This window comes from Natronomonas sp., assembly GCF_046710025.1.
GTDB lineage: Archaea > Halobacteriota > Halobacteria > Halobacteriales > Haloarculaceae > Natronomonas.
Window position 1 is genome coordinate 1 of record NZ_JBKEGK010000034.1, and the last position, 16987, is coordinate 16987.

Consider the following 16987-nt stretch of genomic DNA (forward strand, 5'->3'; position numbering starts at 1 on the left):
TCGGGCACCTCCGGGCCGAGGAACCGCGAAGGCGGGCCCATATCCCGATGGGTCAGCTTGTACCAGGCCTTCGCGAAGGCTATCCCGAACTCCATCGGGTTCTCTTGGAAGGTTTCCATTATCTCTCGGTAGTCCGGGTCTCGCTTGAGAGCGATGTCCGTCGTGAGCATCATCGGGGTGACTGACTCGTCTTCGTTGTGGGCGTCCGGGGCTTCCGAGATATTCTGCCCCTCCGTTGGCGTCCACTGCCAGGCACCGCCGGGGCCTTTCTCCGGCTCCCACTCGTAGTCCATCAGGTTGTTGACGTAGCCCATGTCCCACTCGGTTGGCGAAGATGTCCAGGGACCCTCGATACCGCTTGTGATCATTGCGCCCTGGGTGGCTCCCTCGTGCTCCCAGCCGAGGCCCTGCTGCTCGATGGGTGCAGCCTCCGGTTCCGGGCCCATGTTCTCCTCCGGATCGTCTGCGCCGTGGACCTTCCCGAACGTGTGCCCGCCGGCGATGAGCGCAGCCGTCTGCTTGTCGTTCATCGCCATCCGGGAGAACGTCTGTCGGATGTTCTTCGCCGATGCCATCGGGTCCGGCTGGCCGTCCGGGCCTTCCGGGTTCACGTATATGAGCCCCATCACTGACGCGCCGAGTCCATCCTGGATCTCGCCGGGTTCGTCGAACCGCTCGTTCGTCTCGAACTCGTCCTCTGGACCCCAGTTTACGGCTTTATCAGTGTCGAAGGCGTCCTCGCGTCCGCCGGCGAAGCCGAAGGTCTGAAACCCCATCGACTCGACAGCCACGTTCCCCGCGAGAATCATCAGGTCGGACCACGAGAGGCTCTTGCCGTACTTCTGTTTCACCGGCCACAGCAGCCTGCGGGCCTTATCAAGGTTCGCGTTGTCAGGCCAGCTATTGATGGGTGCGAACCGCTGACGACCGCCGGCTGCGCCGCCACGACCGTCGCTCGCGCGATACGTGCCGGCACTGTGCCAGGCCATCCGAATAAAAAACGGCCCGTAGTGTTCGTAGTCGGCCGGCCACCAGTCCTGCGACGTCGTCATTACGTCTTCGATGTCTGCCTTTACCGATTCCAGATCAAGGGACTCGAACGCCTCCCCGTAGTTGAACGCCTCCCCCTGCGGGTCGGTCTGTTGTGCGTTTTGATCAAGAATATCGAGGTTCAGGCGGTTTGGCCACCACTCTTCGTTTGATTTGCGACCTTGTGAACTCATCGTTGTTATCTTACTGCTTTGGCAATTTAATGTTATCGATAGCTAAAGGATATATCTCCGCTGGCCAAAGTCAAATGTCAGATGCGTAAACAATCGGTGCCATTGAATCTACTTCTCGCGTTGCGTATGATCTTTTTAAACTGCTGTGACACATAGCATTGTGAAAATTTCTCATAGCTGGCGCCGGTTTCTCACTAAAATATATGAATAACGTACTTTATATATACCGTACATTTCGACGCTTGCCGACGGGAAAGACGATGAAACGGACCCTCGCCTGACGCCCTATTGCGCGGTATCCGCCCGTTCGGTGCGCTTACCCGAAGACCTCGGCACCACGCCCGATCGCTGTCTGATAGGCGCGGGCGTCGACACCGACGTCGTCGAAGGCGTCGAGCATCGTCCCCGCGATGGTCCGACGGTCCTGCTCGTGGCAAGCGGCGATCACCGTAGGGCCGGCCCCGGAAATCGTCACGCCGGTCGCCCCGGCGTCGAACGCGGCCGAACGGACGGCTTCGTACCCGGCGATCAATTTGGCGCGGGCGGGCGTGACGATCGAGTCGTCCATCCCGCGCCCGACGAGGTCGGGGTCGTCTCTCGCCATCCCGACCGCAAGCGTCGCCGCGTTTCCGACGACCTCGACGACTTCTTCCATGCGTGCCCCGTCCGGGACGACCCCTCTGGCGTCCCGCGTCGAGACGACGATCTCGGGTAGGCAGGTGACGAGCGGGATCGACGCGTCGACCGCCGTCACCCCGTCTTGGCGGGCGATCGTGAACCCGCCCATGATCGAGGGGGCGACGTTGTCGGCGTGGGCCGCCCCCGAAACGACCGCTTCGCCCTCGGCGGCGATCGGGACGAGCGCTTCCTTTGAGAGGCCGCGATCGTACAGTTCATTCAGGCCGACCGCGGCGGCCGCGGCCGATGCCGCCGAAGAACCGAGCCCCGAGGCCGGCCGAACGCCCTTGTCGATCTCGATGTGAGCCGGAGCCTCAAGCGCCTCCGCGACCGCGCCGACGGTGTTCTTTTCGGGGTCTTCCGGGATGTACTGGCTTCCGACGCCGGTCACCTCGATTGTAGTGCGGTCGGCCCTCTCGACGCGGACGACATCCGCCGGTCGCTCCAGCGCCGCACCGAAAACGTCGAAGCCACTTCCAAGGTTGGCGCTCGTCGCGGGAGCCCGCACCGTTACCATGTGCCTTCGTTTCCGTCGCCCCGGAATAAAACCCGACCTTTCGCGCCGCGACGGGGAGCGACACGGCCGGGGAACCCCCCGGCCTGCTCGTCTCGCCGCGGCATAACCGACATTGATCACACGCCGAGTTGAGCCGGAACCATCGCCGGGGCTTTTATAAGAAGCCCTCGATGTGGTCGGCGACCTCGTTGGGCGTGTCGCCGACCGGGACGCCCGCGTCGTTCAGGGCGTTAATCTTCGACTCCGCGGTGCCGGTGCCCGACCCGGAGACGATCGCGCCCGCGTGACCCATCCGTTTGCCCGGCGGAGCGGTCCGGCCAGCGATGAAGCCAGCGACAGGCGTATCCATGTGCTCGCCGATGAACGCCGCGGCCTCCTCCTCGTCCTCGCCGCCGATCTCGCCGCACATCGCAACGGCCTCGGTGTCGGGGTCATTCTCGAACAGTTCGAGGGCGTCGACGAAGTCCGTCCCGATGATGGGATCGCCGCCGATGCCGACCGCCGAGGTCTGGCCGATCCCACGCTGGGTGAGGTTGTCGACGACCTGGTAGGTGAGCGTCCCCGAACGGGAGACCAACCCGACGTTGCCCTCGGCGAAGATGTTGCCCGGCAGGATGCCGAGTTTCGCCTCGCCGGGCGTAATGAGGCCCGGGCAGTTCGGTCCGATCAGGTGGGTGTCGGTCTCCGATAGCTTTCGGTAGACCGTCGCCATATCCTGTTGCGGGACGCCCTCGGTGATGGCGACAACGAGGTCGACGGGCGAGTCGAGCGCCTCAAACAGCGCGTCGGCGGCGAACGCCGGCGGGACGAAGACCACCGACGCGTTGGCGTCCTCCTCGCGGGCGGCCTGGTGGACGGTGTCGTAAACCGGGACACCGTCGACCTCCTGGCCGCCGCGTCCGGGCACCGCACCTGCCACGATGTTCGTGCCGTACTCCATCATCTGGCCGGTGTGGAACTTCCCCTCACCGCCGGTGATCCCCTGTACCACGACGCGTGTATCGTTGTCGACGAGAATACTCATTGTTCTTCCTCCTCGGCGTATTCGACCGCACGCTGGACGGCGTCCTCCAGCGTCTCCTCGACTGTTACGAGGTCCGTGTTCAGGATCTCCATTCCTTCCTCCGCGTTAGTCCCGGCGAGTCGGACGACGACCTCCTTCGGGATCTCGTCGAACTGTTCGAGGGCTTCGTTGATCCCCATCGCGACCTCGTCGCCACGGGTAATTCCGCCGAAGATATTGAACACGACCGAATCGACGTTCTCGTCCGAGAAGACCATATCGAGGGCGTTCGTGACGCGTTCGGCCTTCGCGCCGCCGCCGATGTCGAGGAAGTTGGCCGGCGACCCGCCGTAGTAGTCGACCAGATCGAGCGTCGTCATGACGAGGCCAGCGCCGTTGCCGATGATACCCGTGTTGCCAGACAACCTGACGTAGTCGAAACCGTACTCGTTGGCCTTCGCCTCGAGTTCGTCGCTCGCGGCCTCCTCTTCCATCTCTGCGAGGTCGGGATGGCGAAACAACGCGTCCTCGTCGATGTTCATGACCGCGTCCGCCGCGACGACCTCGTCGTCGGCCGTGATCATGAGAGGGTTGACCTCGATCTCGGTGGCGTCCTTGTCGTCCCAGAGCTCGTAGAGCTGGGTGAGAATCGAGGCGACGTCGTTAGCCACCGCACGGTCGACACCGGCCTCGAAGGCGGCCTTTCGAGCCTGGTAGGGATGCATCCCGAACGCCGGATCGATGTGCTCGCGCACGATGGCGTCGGGCTCCTCGGCGGCGACCTCCTCGATGTCGACGCCGCCGCGGGTCGAGACCATCGCCACCGGCTTGCCCTCGCCACGGTCCATCGTCACGCCGACGTAGAGTTCGTTCGTGAAGTCGACGGCTGCCTCGACGAGCACGCGGTCGACGTGCAGCCCTTTGAGGTCCATCCCGAGGATCTCGTCAGCGGCCTCACGGGCCTCCTCGGCGTCGTCGACGAGTTTGATGCCACCGGCCTTGCCGCGGCCGCCGACCTGTACCTGCGCCTTGATCGCGACCGGGTAGCCGATCCCCTCGGCCGCCTCAACCGCGTCGTCGACGGTCGAGGCGAGTGTCGAGTCCGGAACGGGGATCCCGGCGTCGGCGAAGACACCTTTTGCTTGGTATTCGTGAAGTTTCATCGCTGGTTCGGCCGAACTGTCGAAAGACTCGGAGTTAGTAGTACCGAAACGAATCCGCGCTCGAACCGCGGCGATTCGACCGGAGAACAGCCTTTAGCGTGGCTCTCAGGCGAGAACGCTCGGTCGATCGGCGATCACGCCGTCGACGCCAACATCGGCGAGGTGCTCGGTCTCCGAGACTGAGTCTACCGTCCAAGCCGTGACGCTCATTCCGGCGCGGTGGGCGGCGTTGACGAGTTGCTCCGTACAGGCATCGGCCGGAGGGTGGAGGAACTCACAGTCGAGTTCGGCAGCCGTACCGACACAGTCCGTCCCCGGCTCGGCGGTGAGGTAGGCCCGCGGAACAGTTGGATCGGCAGCCCGACACTCGGCGAGCACGCTCCGGTCGAAGGCGGAAACGATGCTGTTGGGGTGCATGGAGGAGAGGTGTCGGAGCGCATCAGCCTCCGTTCCCTGTTCTTTGAGTTCGACGTTGACACCGACGTGGTCCGGGACCGTCCGCAGGGCCTCGGCGAGCGTTGGCACCCCAGCCCCGCTCCCGAGTACGTCCAGCGCCTCAAGTTCCGCTTGAGTGAGATCTGCGACTGCCTCGCTCCCGTCCGCGATTCGATCGATCGTCGGGTCGTGGATGACGACGAGTTCGCCGCTGGCACACCGACGGACATCGATCTCGATGCCATCAGCGACCGCGGTGGCGGCCTCAAGCGCTTCCAGTGTGTTTTCGGGGTGTATCGAACGGAAGCCACGGTGGGCGATGAGGCGCATGCGTAGGGTCTATTGCTCTTGATCTTAAGAGGCTAGTGACTGTCGCCGTCGGCTCATCTGTTGTCGCGGTATTCAGTATCCGTCGTCTAGCTATCTGTCATCATGATAGCGGAACGTCTTTTTAATTGCTGGTCGTTTCTCGACTAAGACCGACCCATGACTATGGATGACAGCATCGAAGACGTACGCGAAAAAAAGCGTGACGCCGAGCGTGGCGGCGGCGAGGACCGTATCGAGAAACAACACGAGAAGGGCAAACTGACCGCACGCGAGCGCGTCGAGTACTTCCTCGACGACGGCACCTTCGAGGAGTTCGACCAGCTAAAAACGCATCGCTGCACCAACTTCGACATGGACGACGACCAGCCGTACGGTGACGGCGTCGTCACGGGATACGGGGAGGTCGACGGCCGAACCGTCTTTGTCTTCGCACACGACTTTACCGTCTTTGGCGGTTCACTGGGAGAGGCCTTCGCCGAGAAGGTCTGTAAGGTGATGGACCGGGCCATCGAGACCGGCGCGCCCATTATCGGACTGAACGATTCCGCGGGTGCACGCATTCAAGAGGGGATCGATTCGCTGGCTGGTTATGCCGATATCTTCCACCGGAATCAGAAGGCATCGGGCGTCGTCCCGCAGATCTCCGCGATCATGGGACCCTGCGCGGGCGGCGCGGTGTACTCGCCCGCGATCACCGATTTCATCTACATGGTGCAGGACACGAGCCACATGTTCATCACGGGTCCCGACGTGATCGAGACGGTCACAGGTGAGGAGGTCGGCTTCGAGGAGTTGGGCGGCGCGTCGACTCACACCGGCGAGTCGGGGGTTGCACACTTCTCGGCGGCCGACGAGAAGGACGCCCTCGACGACATCCGGTATCTGCTCTCGTATCTCCCCTCGAACAACGTCGAGGACCCGCCGCGGGTCGAACCCTGGGACGACCCCGAGCGCCGCGACGAGACACTCGAGGAGATCGTCCCCGACCAACCGCGAAAGCCCTACGATATCGTCGACGTTATCGACCGGATTGTCGACGAGGGCTCCTTCTTCGAGGTCGCCGAGTCATACGCACGCAACCTCGTCACCGGCTTCGGCCGTCTCGACGGCCGCTCGGTCGGCGTCGTCGCGAACCAGCCACGGGTCAACGCCGGCACCCTCAACATCGACGCCTCATTGAAGGGCGGCCGTTTCGTCCGATTCTGCGACGCGTTCAACATTCCGATCGTCACGTTCGTCGACGTTCCGGGATTCATGCCCGGCACCGATCAAGAGCACAACGGGATCATCAAACACGGCGCGAAACTCCTGTACGCATACAGCGAAGCGACGGTCCCACTCCTGACCGTCATCACGCGGAAAGCCTACGGTGGCGCCTACGACGTGATGGCGTCGAAACATCTGGAGGCCGACGTCAACTACGCGTGGCCGACCGCCGAGATCGCCGTCATGGGTCCGAAGGGCGCGGTCAATGTGCTGTACCGCGACGAGTTGGCCGACGCCGACGACGTGGAGGCCCGCCGCGACCAACTCATAGACGAGTACAGAGATACGTTCGCAAATCCCTTTACCGCCGCCGAGCGCGGCTTCATCGACGACGTGCTCGAACCCACCGAGACGCGCCCGCGGCTGATTCACGACCTCGAAATGCTCGAATCAAAGCGCAAGGATCAACCCGACAAGAAACACGGGAACATCCCGTTGTGACGATGGCGCTGGAGATCGAGATCCCCGACGACGCCGACGAATCGGAGGCGGCCGCGATCACGGCCGTTCTCCGGACGCTTGCCGCTGAGGCGGAAGCGCAGGCAGGGGCCGAGCAGTCGGTAGAACCGTCCCGCGACCCCTGGGTGTTCACCGGGCGCGTTGCGGGGCTTCAGAGCCGCCGCGTTCGCGCGCCAACTGACGCGCCCGCCGACGACTGGAGCACCGCGGGGCGGACCGATCGGTTCTGATCGCGGTCGCCGTTCTTGCCAATCGACCGACACATCACGGATCGATAGAATAAGGTGCTCGCCGTAACACCGATCGAATAATAATGTTCGATAAAGTGCTCGTCGCCAACCGCGGGGAGATCGCGGTCCGCGTCATGCGCGCCTGTGTGGACCTCGGGGTCGACACCGTTGCGGTGTACAGCGAGGCCGATAAACACGCCGGCCACGTCCGCTACGCCGACGAAGCGTACAATATCGGCCCGGCGCGCGCGGCCGACTCGTATCTCGATCACGACGCTGTCATCGACGCCGCCCGGAAGGCCGGCGCCGACGCGATCCACCCGGGCTATGGCTTCCTCGCGGAGAACGCGGCGTTCGCCGCCGCCGTCGAGTCGACGGAGGGTGTGACCTGGGTCGGCCCCTCCGCGGAGTCGATGGAGCAGGCCGGCGAGAAGACGAAAGCCAGGACAGTCATGCAGTCCGCGGACGTTCCGATCGTCCCCGGGACGAACGATCCCGTCACGGACGTCTCGGAGGTCCACGAGTTCGGCGAGGAGTACGGCTACCCGATCGCTATAAAGGCCGAGGGCGGTGGCGGCGGCCGCGGCATGAAGATCGTTCACGACCCCGAGGAGGCGGCCGACCAACTCGACGCCGCAAAACGGGAGGGTGAGGCGTACTTCGACAACGACTCGGTGTATCTTGAGCGTTACCTGGAGAACCCCAGACACATCGAGGTCCAGATTCTCGCCGACGAGCACGGCAATGTTAGACACCTCGGCGAGCGGGACTGCTCGCTGCAGCGCCGCCATCAGAAGGTTATCGAGGAGGGACCGTCGCCCGCCCTCTCCGATGAACTCCGCGAGGAGGTCGGCGACGCCGCCCGCCGCGGCGCGGACGCGGCCGACTACTACAACGCCGGCACCTTCGAGTTCCTCGTCGAAGAGGAAGACCGCGACGACGGCGAGCTGCTCGGCCCTGACGCGAGTTTCTATTTCCTCGAGGTCAACACCCGGATCCAGGTCGAACACTGTGTCACCGAGGAACTGACGGGCGTCGACATCGTCAAGTGGCAACTCCGGGTCGCCGCCGGCGAGGAGATCGACTTCGAACAGGAAGCGGTCGAACTCGACGGCCACGCCATCGAGTTCCGAATCAACGCCGAGAACGCGGCCGAGGACTTCGCCCCCGCGACGGGCGGCGACCTCGAGACGTACGACCCGCCGGGCGGGATCGGCGTCCGGGTCGACGACGCGCTCCGGCAGGGCGACGACCTCGTCACCGACTACGACTCGATGGTGGCGAAACTCATCGTCCACGCCGCCGACCGCGAGGAGTGTTTTGCCCGCTCGGAGCGCGCGCTTTCGGAGTACGACATCGAGGGCATCCCGACGATCATCCCGTTCCACCGGCTGATGCTCACGGACGACGCGTTCGGCGCCGGCAGGCACACCACGAAGTACCTCGACGAACACCTCGACCCAGAGCGCGTCGAAGCGGCCCAGCGGAAGTGGGGGGCCGATACCGAGTCGGGCGAGACCGACGACGGGGAGACCGTTGAACGGGAGTTCACCGTCGAGGTCAACGGCAAGCGCTTCGAGGTCAACTTGGAGGAGAGCGGCGAGTTCGCGGCCCTGGCCGGCGGCTCTGGTGGTTCGGGCGGGAACGCGGCGGGTACAACGGCGGAGCGACCGTCCCGCGGTCGCGGAAGCGACGACGACGAGTCCGAGATCGACGCCGACGGCGAGGTCGTCGAGGCGGAGATGCAGGGGACGATCCTCTCGGTCGATATCGACGAGGGCGATTCGGTCGCCGCTGGGGACGTGATCTGCGTGCTCGAGGCGATGAAGATGGAGAACGACGTGATCGCCGAAACCGGCGGTACCGTCGTTGAGATCGCGGTCGGCGAGGGTGACTCGGTCGACCAAGGCGACCCGCTCGTCGTTCTTGAGTAGGCCGCGCCCGTCCGCCGGCGATGGCTGTGCCACGCGAGTATTTATAAATGGACGGTGGAAACAATCCCGTGGAACAGATGACTGACGATTCTGAAACGAGGACCGAACCGTACGAGGAAGGCGACCGCGTCCGGGTGCACCTCTCCGAGGAGGCCGCTGAAAGCGAGCTTGACGGAACAGTGTGTCGCGTTGTTCACGTCTTCGCCGGCGGTGACGGCGGGGACGAGGCCGTTCCGCGCGAGACCGCACGCGCGTCGTACCGTGTTGAGGACGTTGAAACCGGAGATGTGCTCCCGGCGGTCGTTCGACACCGCGACGTGGTGCCGGCGGGCGATTGAAGCTAGCGGTGGGGATCGCTAACGGGGGCGTCGACGGCCGCCGCTCCGCGCCCGGTCACGACCTCTGGGAATCGTTCACCGGGTTTTTTATATTCGTCTCTGTATGTGTATGTATGCCAACGTCGGAGACGACGGCGCACGCCGATGGCGCGACGACCACCAACGAACTCTGCGCGACGCTCGGGTGCAAGTTCGACGAGGACGGAACCTGTATTCGCTGTGGCTCTGCCGAAGGGTAACGATCCTCGGGAGACACCGACCCCGGAACATTTTGCCGTCTGATTTCGCGCCGCTCTATCCGTGGGACGGCCGAACGGGTTCGATGTCCCCTCCGCGGAAAGGCGAGACTTCTCGGGGCCCCGGGCGCTGCCTCGGTTCGCAGGTGTGCTCCGCCTGCCTCTAGGCGATCGCACCAACACCTTTGAGACCGACGCACTCATACCGATGATATGAATTGCCGAACACCGAGTACGCCAAAGGCGGGCACCAGCGGGGCTGAAATCGCCCGCTGCCCCGGCGCGCCGGTTCGAGGAAACGGAGCCAGCCCCGGTTCGGGGGATCGGCGCGGCCGCAGATCCGATCGTCGAGGCGCGTAATGCGCGCGGCTGTACACGGTAGTGACCGCCCGGCCCTCCTCGACGCTGTCGGCTGATGCACATGGACTCGATCAAATCGATAGGTGGCCGGACGGCCCTGTTCGTCCTCGTCGGCGTCGCGCTTGTCGGCGGATCGATAGGCCTGTTTGTCGTCGACGTGGGCTCCGCGCCCCCGGAGCCGGTCGACTCCGAGGAAACGGTCAGCGTCGGATTGACGCTCGCGGATGAACTCCGTCTCGAGGACGCGGCTCCGAACGCTTCGCTGCCGCGCGTGCAGGTGTTCTATTCACAGTATCCGTTCCCGATCGGGTACTACGGGATCGAGTCGTTCGCGGCGAAACAGCGACAGCCGTATCACAAAGACCAGTTCGGGTACCCGACTGCGGCGTACGTGACCGATTACACGGGACAGTCACTCGAGTTGACCGACGACGGGATCCCGAGCACCGACGGGTCGCCGGGGTGGGTCCCAGCCGAGGACGCGGTGTACGTGGCCGGTAGCGCGGCGCGGACACCGGACGGTCCGGCGTTGCTGCCGTTTTCGACGCGGGACGCCGCCCGGAGTTTCGCCGCCGAGCACGGCGGGCGCGTGATCGACTGGCAGACGGCGCTCGATCGACCGACCGAGTCGGAGCCTGCAACCGCGCTTCGCGAGCGGGTGGAGACGCAACGCCGCGAGGCAAACGAAACCGTGGCTTCGAGGACCCGACTCCGGGAGCGCCCGGTGTCGGTCGTCGTCGGGGAGGACGAGTCGACGGTGAACGAGGCGATCGAGTCCGCGCCGCCGAACACGACCGTCCTCCTCCCGGGCGGGACGTACCGGGGGCGGGTACAGATAGACCGGCCGGTGACGCTCCGGGGCGTCGACGACTCGCGAATCGTCGGTGACGGCAACGGTACCGTCGTCGTCGTGCGCTCTCCCCGAGCGGCTGTCGTCGATGTCAACGTGTCCGGAGTCGGAAACGCTGTCCCCGGCGGGGCCGCGACCGACGATCACAACCACGTCAACAATCCCAGCCACGATAGTGCCGATACGATCGGCGACGAGTACTGGGACGAGGACATCGAGGAGACGTACGCCGGCGGCGACACCGCAATTGCCGTCGAGACCGCACGGGACGCGCTCGTCTCCGGAGTCGGGATCGACACCGACGCTGCCGGGATCATCCTCTATGAGTCGCCCGGAACGGTCGTCAGAGACGTGCACGTCGTCGGCAACGAGAGCTACCGAAACGGCCACATGGGGCTGGTTGCGATGCGCTCGCCAGGGGTTGTCGAGGACTCGACGTTCGTCGGCGGATTGGACGGCATCTATACCCACCGCTCCGATGGGATCGTCGTCAGGAACAACGAAATCTACGACAATCGGATGGGAATCCACCTGATGTTTACTTCCGGGTCGGTGTTGCGCAACAACACCGTCTCCGGGCAGGAGTACACAGGCATCCACGTGATGACGGGGCCACAACGGAACGCGGTCGTCGGCAACCGGATCACCGAGACGGTGACGGCGCTCGTCGTGGGCGGATCGGAATCGTACATCGCGGACAACGTCATCCTGGACAACAACCTCGGGTTCCAGATCGACGTCGTCGGCTCGATCGTCGAAGGGAACGTGTTCGCCGACAACCGCGCGGGTGCCGAAGCGCGGGCACAACTCCCGACAAACCGGGTGTTCGACAACGACTTTGTCGCCAACGAACAGCACGTCAGATCGGCCAACGGCCGCCTTCGTATCTGGACCTACGACGGCGGCGGGAACTACTGGGAGGGCGCGACCGGACGAACCGACGGGACCGTGATCCGGCGGACATACACGCCGACCGATCCCGTCGACGGGCGACTCCACCGGACCGACGGGACCGCGGCGCTCGCGCGTGCGCCAGCTTTGGACGCCCTCGCCGGGTTTCAGGGATCGGTCCCGGGAATGCGAGCCGACGAGGTCATCGACACCGCACCGCTCTGTGAACCGGTGAACGAGGGGTGGTTCGAGCGGACCGGCCGAACCGACACCGAACCGGTCTGTGCGTCCGGAACGCGTCGCTCCGCGGGTCAATAGATAGCGTCGATTTCGACCGGCGAAGAACGCTGCCGGTGGCCGAAACGAAGTCGCCGCTCCCGAAGGTAGCGGATCCGCCGATTACAGTTCGTCGGCGATCTCGTCGGCGTCGATGTCGGCCTCCTCTAAGGCCTCCTCGATGTCGACGTCGCCCGCGCCGCCGCCCATACCGCCCATCATGCCGCCCATACCCATCCCCATGCCGCCGCCGTCGAGGATTTCTTGAATTAGGATGCGGTCGATGTCGGTGAGTTCGATGAGCTGCTGGGCGATCTGCTGTTTCTGCATCATCCACTGCTGGTTCATCGAAAGCTGCGGCGTCGACTCGATGTAGAGGGTGCGCTTCTCGACGGTTTCGGTGACCGTCTCCGGCTCCGCATCCTCGTCCTCGTCGTCGTCCGGCTCCTCGACGCGGGTCTCCTCAACGTCGTCGGTTTCGACCCACATTTCGAGGTCGAGATCGAGCATCATGTCGAGCAGACCGCGGGCCTGTTCGAGGTCGCCCTCGACGGTGTCGAGCAGTTCGTACTCGTACTCGATGTCCTCGCCGGCCAGCGGGTGATTGAAATCGACGCGGGCGCGGCCGCCGATGATCGTCTCCAGGACGCCCTGCTCGCCGTCGATCTGGATGCGAGCGCCGGGGTAGCGGTCGTCCTCGTCGATCTTGTCGGCCGAGACGGTCTGGACGTCTTCCTCGTCGTAGGCGCCGAAGGCCTCCTCGGCGGTGACGACGACGCTTCCCGTCCCGCCGACCTCCTTGCCTCGGATGTCGTCCTCGACCGCGGGGAAGAGGTGGCCCTCTCCGAGCACGATCGTCCGGGGCTCGAACTCGCCTTGGTCAGCGACGCCCTCCTCCTCGGCGACCTCCTCGTCGGTTGTGTCGACCAACTGGCCGTCCTCGGTGGTCCGGGCGGTGTAGGCGATCCGGACGAACTCGCCGTCCTGAAGCCCCTCGGCTTCCTCGGCTGCGTCTTCCTCAACCGTCTCTGTCTCCTCGACCTCGTCGGATTCGTCGCTCATACTCCCCACGACAGCCGTCTCACCCTTAACCATCACGTTTCACCGCGGCCGAAGGGACAAAAAGGCGAGTTTCCATCCGGGACGGAAGCCATGATCCTTTTTGCCGTTCCCGGAGATGGAGTCGGTATGTACGAGGTCGAACTGAAGGTTCGCGCCGAGCACGACCGGGTCCGGGCCCGACTCGAGTCGATCGGCGCGGAGCCTGCGGGGACGGTATCGCAGGTGGATACGTACTACGACCACCCGGTTCGAGAGTTCGCCGAGACGGACGAAGCGCTCCGCATCCGCCGGGAGACGGACGACTCGGGCGAGCGGGCGAAGATCACCTATAAAGGGCCACTCGTCGATGACGCCTCGAAGACCCGCGAGGAACTTGAGACGGGCGTCGACGACGGAGACACGATGGCGGGCGTCATAGAATCGGTCGGCTTCGAGGCGGCGGCAACGGTCGAGAAACGCCGAGAGCGGTTCTACCACGGCGAGTACACCGTCACGCTCGACACCGTCGACGGGCTCGGCGAGTTCGTCGAGGTCGAAACCGAGGCCGAGCAAATCGAATTCGCGCGCGAGGGTGCGGTCGACCTGCTCGAACGGCTCGGGCTCAACCCCGACGATGGAATTCGCACCTCGTATCTCGGCCTCCTGCTCGACGAGACGTGATATGCCTGATGGTAATCAATTAGGCCCATTTGGTTTCCGTAAGTTATAGAACCGGTCGAAGGGTACGAACGGTAATGACTGACCGAAACATCCGCGTCGAGCCGGTCGACGGCCGCGCGGTCGAGGATCAGGACGTCGAAATCGTCGAGCGGAAGGGGCTGGGCCACCCCGACTCGCTCTGCGACGGGATCGCCGAACACGTTTCACAGGCGCTGGCTCGGGAGTATCTCGACCGCATCGGGACGGTGCTCCACTACAACACCGACGAGACGCAGTTGGTCGCCGGCCGCTCGGCGCCCGCCTTCGGTGGCGGTGAGGTCGTCGATCCGATCTACCTGCTGATTACGGGCCGGGCGACCAAGGAGTACAAGGGAACGAAGATTCCCGCGGAGACGATCGCGCTCAGGGCCGCCCGCGACTACATCGACGAGCAGTTCCCGTTCATCGACTTCGGCACCGACATCGTGGTCGACGTGAAGTTGGGCGAGGGCTCGGGCGACCTCCAAGAAGTCTTCGGCGAGGACGGCACGCAGATCCCGATGTCGAACGACACCTCCTTTGGCGTCGGTCACGCGCCGCTGACCGAGACGGAACAGATCGTCCTCGAGACCGAGCGCCAACTTAACGGCCGATACAGCGACGAGAACCCGGTTATCGGCCAAGACATCAAGGTGATGGGCAAACGCGAGTCCGAGACCATCGACGTAACCGTTGCCGTTGCCGCTGTCGACCGGTACGTCGACGGGATCGAGGAGTACGACGCGGCGATGGAGGGCGTTCGGGCGTTCGTCGAAGATCTCGCCACCGAGTACACTGACCGGACCGTTCGGGTCCACGTCAACACCGCCGACGACTACGAGGAGGGCTCGATCTACCTCACAACGGTAGGGACAAGCGCCGAACAGGGCGACGACGGCTCCGTCGGCCGCGGCAACCGCTCGAACGGTCTTATAACGCCGAACCGTTCGATGTCGATGGAGGCCACCTCGGGCAAGAATCCGGTCAACCACATCGGAAAGATCTACAATCTGCTCTCGACGGAGATCGCCCGCTCGGTCGTCGAGGCGGTCGACGACATCCGTGAGGTCCGCATCCGTCTGCTCTCGCAGATCGGCAAGCCGATCGATCGGCCTCACGTTGCCGACGCCAGCCTCGTCACGGTTGCGGGCGTCGAGGTCGGTGATATCGAAGCGGAGGTCGAGGCGATCATCGACGACGAGCTCGCGAACGTGACTGATATCACGGAACGCGTGATCGACGGCGAGTTGACGACGTTCTGACCGGAACGGGAACGAGTCGGGGGTTACGATCGGGGGTGTCGGCCACCATCTGCCCGCCGTCGGTCGAGCGAAACCGCTTTTTCAGTCGCTCCGTATGTCCGGCCATGACGCGAGTGTGTCTCGTCGGCGAGGACGACGTCGAGTTACGATACGAACTCCTCAGCCGCGAGACGTCGCGAGCGGCGCTTGCGACCTACGACCTCGCCGCACCCTATACCAACACAGTCGCGCTCGAGACTGTCTCGCTGGGCGCCGCCGTCGCACTGCTGAACGACCTCAATTGGTATCTGGTCCGGTTCGCCCGCGAGGCGCTCGTCCTTGACCCGTCGGTGAGCGACGACGAGTGGCTCTCGCGCGCGGTCGCGACGGCGATCCGCGACGATGAACTCGATCACGCCGACTCCGGGCGGTATCTAAAGCTGTTCGGCGTGGACAACGGGCGACTTCTCGAACCGATGTTCGTGACCCGAACCGGCCCGGAGCTCCCGGCGTACGACCTTCACGAGGTTGCGGATACCCTCGCCGTCCGGGTGACCGAATCCGAGTTCGGCGCGTAGCGCGCGACCGCGTCGATCCACGCTCGCGTTCTGCCCGCACTCAGATCTCGACGCTGCTGGGGATGAGACTCCGGTCGCGGAGCAGGTTCCCATCGTCGTCGTATACTAAAAGCGTCGACTTATCGTAGGCCGCCAACTGGGTCCCCTCGTCGGTCTCGATGACGAGCCGGTACCGGCCGTCGGTATCGGCACCGGCCGCCTCGACGATCGAGAGGATCGGGGCGCTCTCGACGTTGACCTCGAGGACGTACTCGCCGGTAATACGGTCCGACACCGCGAAAACGCCCGTCGGCGCGTCGGCGTCGAGTGGCTCGTGTAGCCGGTAGGCCACGTCGACGCCGTCGCCGTCGAGTTGGCCGTCGTTGCGCCGAAGCCGCGTTTCGAGCTCCTCCGTCGGCCCCTCGTACGTGATCGACACGGTCGGTTCTCCTGGTTCGTCGGCCGTCACATCCGCCGTCTCTAGAGTGAAGTAGTCACGCCGCATCCCTGTTTGCGTGTTGGTACGAGCGCCGCACGCATGAACGTAACGCCCTCGTCAGAGACGGCCCGGTCCGCGTGGGGTCGAGTCGACCCCTGGCTGTCCCGGAACGAACATCGCAATCATTCGGGAGGCTCCGATGATGGTGGGGGTGGGCTGGCGACGGTCGGGGCTGCGCCGACGCCGGCAGAAACGGCACGATCGGTGGAACGCCAGGCCGAATACGGCGGAGTTTTATTCCGTCCGCTCGCATATAGCCGGGTACGCGACATCGATGGACCCAGACAACGCGTCCGCTCGCCCGGACGAGCGTCCGACCCGATCGGTTCGACAGCGACTCGCCCGGGCGGTCGAGTCGCTCCGCGGGTCGTCGATCTCCGACGAACCGTACCACCCCGGCGAACACAGCCGGATTGTTGGCGACCGGACGTTCGACGGTGAACGGGTTGAGGCGTACTGGCTGAACGCGCCCTTTTCATACGCTGTCATCACACACGACGACGAGGAAAACGAACACCGGTATCACGTTGTTGAACCCGAACTCGACCGTTTCGAGCGCGACGTTCTCGAGACGCTGTACGACGATGTCCGGGTCCCGCTTTTATACACCGAACACGACGGCGACCCACACGATGTCCTCCGGTCGGAACTCCGAACGCGGCTCGAGCGATACGGGGTCGAGCCGGACGTCGCAGGATTCTACCGGCTGTACTATTATCTCTACCGGCGGTTCCAGGGCTTCGGCAAGGTCGATCCGCTGA

At 64.4% G+C, this 16987-nt stretch carries 15 protein-coding genes and 3 pseudogenes; 11 read left to right on the forward strand and 7 right to left on the reverse strand.

Features of this window, described 5'->3' with window-relative positions:
• The 5 genes from ACI944_RS04040 to ACI944_RS04060 form a co-directional block, all read right to left on the reverse strand.
• Window positions 1-1223 (reverse strand): peroxidase family protein (locus ACI944_RS04040; protein WP_411717788.1); only part of this gene is annotated, 1223 nt, incomplete at its 3' end.
• A gap of 316 nt (window positions 1224-1539) precedes the next feature.
• A complete protein-coding gene (locus ACI944_RS04045) occupies window positions 1540-2418 on the reverse strand; it encodes a homoserine kinase (protein ID WP_411717789.1) in 879 nt (292 codons plus the stop codon).
• A 154-nt stretch (window positions 2419-2572) separates the two neighbouring features.
• Complete coding sequence (sucD, locus tag ACI944_RS04050; RefSeq protein ID WP_411717790.1) at window positions 2573-3442, reverse strand: succinate--CoA ligase subunit alpha; 870 nt, start codon at window positions 3440-3442, stop codon at window positions 2573-2575.
• Entirely contained in the window at window positions 3439-4584 is a 1146-nt protein-coding gene (gene sucC / locus ACI944_RS04055; RefSeq protein ID WP_411717791.1) for an ADP-forming succinate--CoA ligase subunit beta, read from the reverse strand. Before sucC ends, sucD begins: the two co-directional genes overlap by 4 nt.
• Before the next feature lie 105 nt (window positions 4585-4689).
• On the reverse strand, window positions 4690-5349 hold the full coding sequence (locus tag ACI944_RS04060) for a glycerophosphodiester phosphodiesterase (protein ID WP_411717792.1): 660 nt from the start codon (window positions 5347-5349) through the stop codon (window positions 4690-4692).
• A 156-nt stretch (window positions 5350-5505) separates the two neighbouring features.
• Between ACI944_RS04060 and ACI944_RS04065 the strand changes: the two genes are divergently transcribed.
• From ACI944_RS04065 to ACI944_RS04095, 7 genes and pseudogenes are all read left to right on the forward strand, one after another.
• Entirely contained in the window at window positions 5506-7056 is a 1551-nt protein-coding gene (locus tag ACI944_RS04065; RefSeq protein WP_411717793.1) for an acyl-CoA carboxylase subunit beta, read from the forward strand.
• A 2-nt stretch (window positions 7057-7058) separates the two neighbouring features.
• Entirely contained in the window at window positions 7059-7304 is a 246-nt protein-coding gene (locus ACI944_RS04070; protein WP_411717794.1) for an acc operon protein, read from the forward strand.
• 83 nt (window positions 7305-7387) lie between these two features.
• Window positions 7388-8909: pseudogene (locus tag ACI944_RS04075) on the forward strand (acetyl/propionyl/methylcrotonyl-CoA carboxylase subunit alpha); the annotation flags it as partial.
• Between the two features lie 71 nt (window positions 8910-8980).
• Window positions 8981-9238: pseudogene (locus tag ACI944_RS04080) on the forward strand (biotin/lipoyl-containing protein); the annotation flags it as partial.
• 77 nt (window positions 9239-9315) lie between these two features.
• The gene (locus ACI944_RS04085; protein WP_411717795.1) at window positions 9316-9576 is read left to right on the forward strand and encodes a hypothetical protein; all 261 of its coding nucleotides are present in this window, start codon (window positions 9316-9318) and stop codon (window positions 9574-9576) included.
• A 113-nt stretch (window positions 9577-9689) separates the two neighbouring features.
• Window positions 9690-9815, forward strand: a complete 126-nt coding sequence (locus ACI944_RS04090; RefSeq protein WP_411717796.1) for a hypothetical protein — start codon at window positions 9690-9692, stop codon at window positions 9813-9815.
• A 412-nt stretch (window positions 9816-10227) separates the two neighbouring features.
• Window positions 10228-12231, forward strand: coding sequence for a NosD domain-containing protein (locus ACI944_RS04095; RefSeq protein ID WP_411717797.1), 2004 nt, complete (start codon window positions 10228-10230; stop codon window positions 12229-12231).
• Between the two features lie 81 nt (window positions 12232-12312).
• On the opposite strand, the gene ACI944_RS04100 is transcribed toward ACI944_RS04095, so the two are convergent.
• Window positions 12313-13251 carry an FKBP-type peptidyl-prolyl cis-trans isomerase gene (locus tag ACI944_RS04100; protein WP_411717798.1) on the reverse strand — a complete coding sequence of 313 codons (939 nt, stop codon included), beginning with the start codon at window positions 13249-13251 and terminating at the stop codon, window positions 12313-12315.
• Between the two features lie 126 nt (window positions 13252-13377).
• Between ACI944_RS04100 and cyaB the strand changes: the two genes are divergently transcribed.
• The 3 genes from cyaB (at window position 13378) to ACI944_RS04115 (ending at window position 15748) form a co-directional block, all read left to right on the forward strand.
• Window positions 13378-13911, forward strand: coding sequence for a class IV adenylate cyclase (gene cyaB, locus ACI944_RS04105; RefSeq protein WP_411717799.1), 534 nt, complete (start codon window positions 13378-13380; stop codon window positions 13909-13911).
• Between the two features lie 74 nt (window positions 13912-13985).
• On the forward strand, window positions 13986-15191 hold the full coding sequence (locus tag ACI944_RS04110) for a methionine adenosyltransferase (protein ID WP_411717800.1): 1206 nt from the start codon (window positions 13986-13988) through the stop codon (window positions 15189-15191).
• 104 nt (window positions 15192-15295) lie between these two features.
• Window positions 15296-15748 carry a DUF5804 family protein gene (locus ACI944_RS04115; RefSeq protein ID WP_411717801.1) on the forward strand — a complete coding sequence of 151 codons (453 nt, stop codon included), beginning with the start codon at window positions 15296-15298 and terminating at the stop codon, window positions 15746-15748.
• A gap of 40 nt (window positions 15749-15788) precedes the next feature.
• Here ACI944_RS04115 and ACI944_RS04120 read toward each other — a convergent pair whose 3' ends face one another.
• Window positions 15789-16232, reverse strand: a complete 444-nt coding sequence (locus ACI944_RS04120) for a DUF5793 family protein (protein WP_411717802.1) — start codon at window positions 16230-16232, stop codon at window positions 15789-15791.
• A gap of 268 nt (window positions 16233-16500) precedes the next feature.
• Between ACI944_RS04120 and ACI944_RS04125 the strand changes: the two are divergent.
• Window positions 16501-16987 (forward strand): annotated as a pseudogene (locus ACI944_RS04125) (type II secretion system protein); the annotation flags it as partial.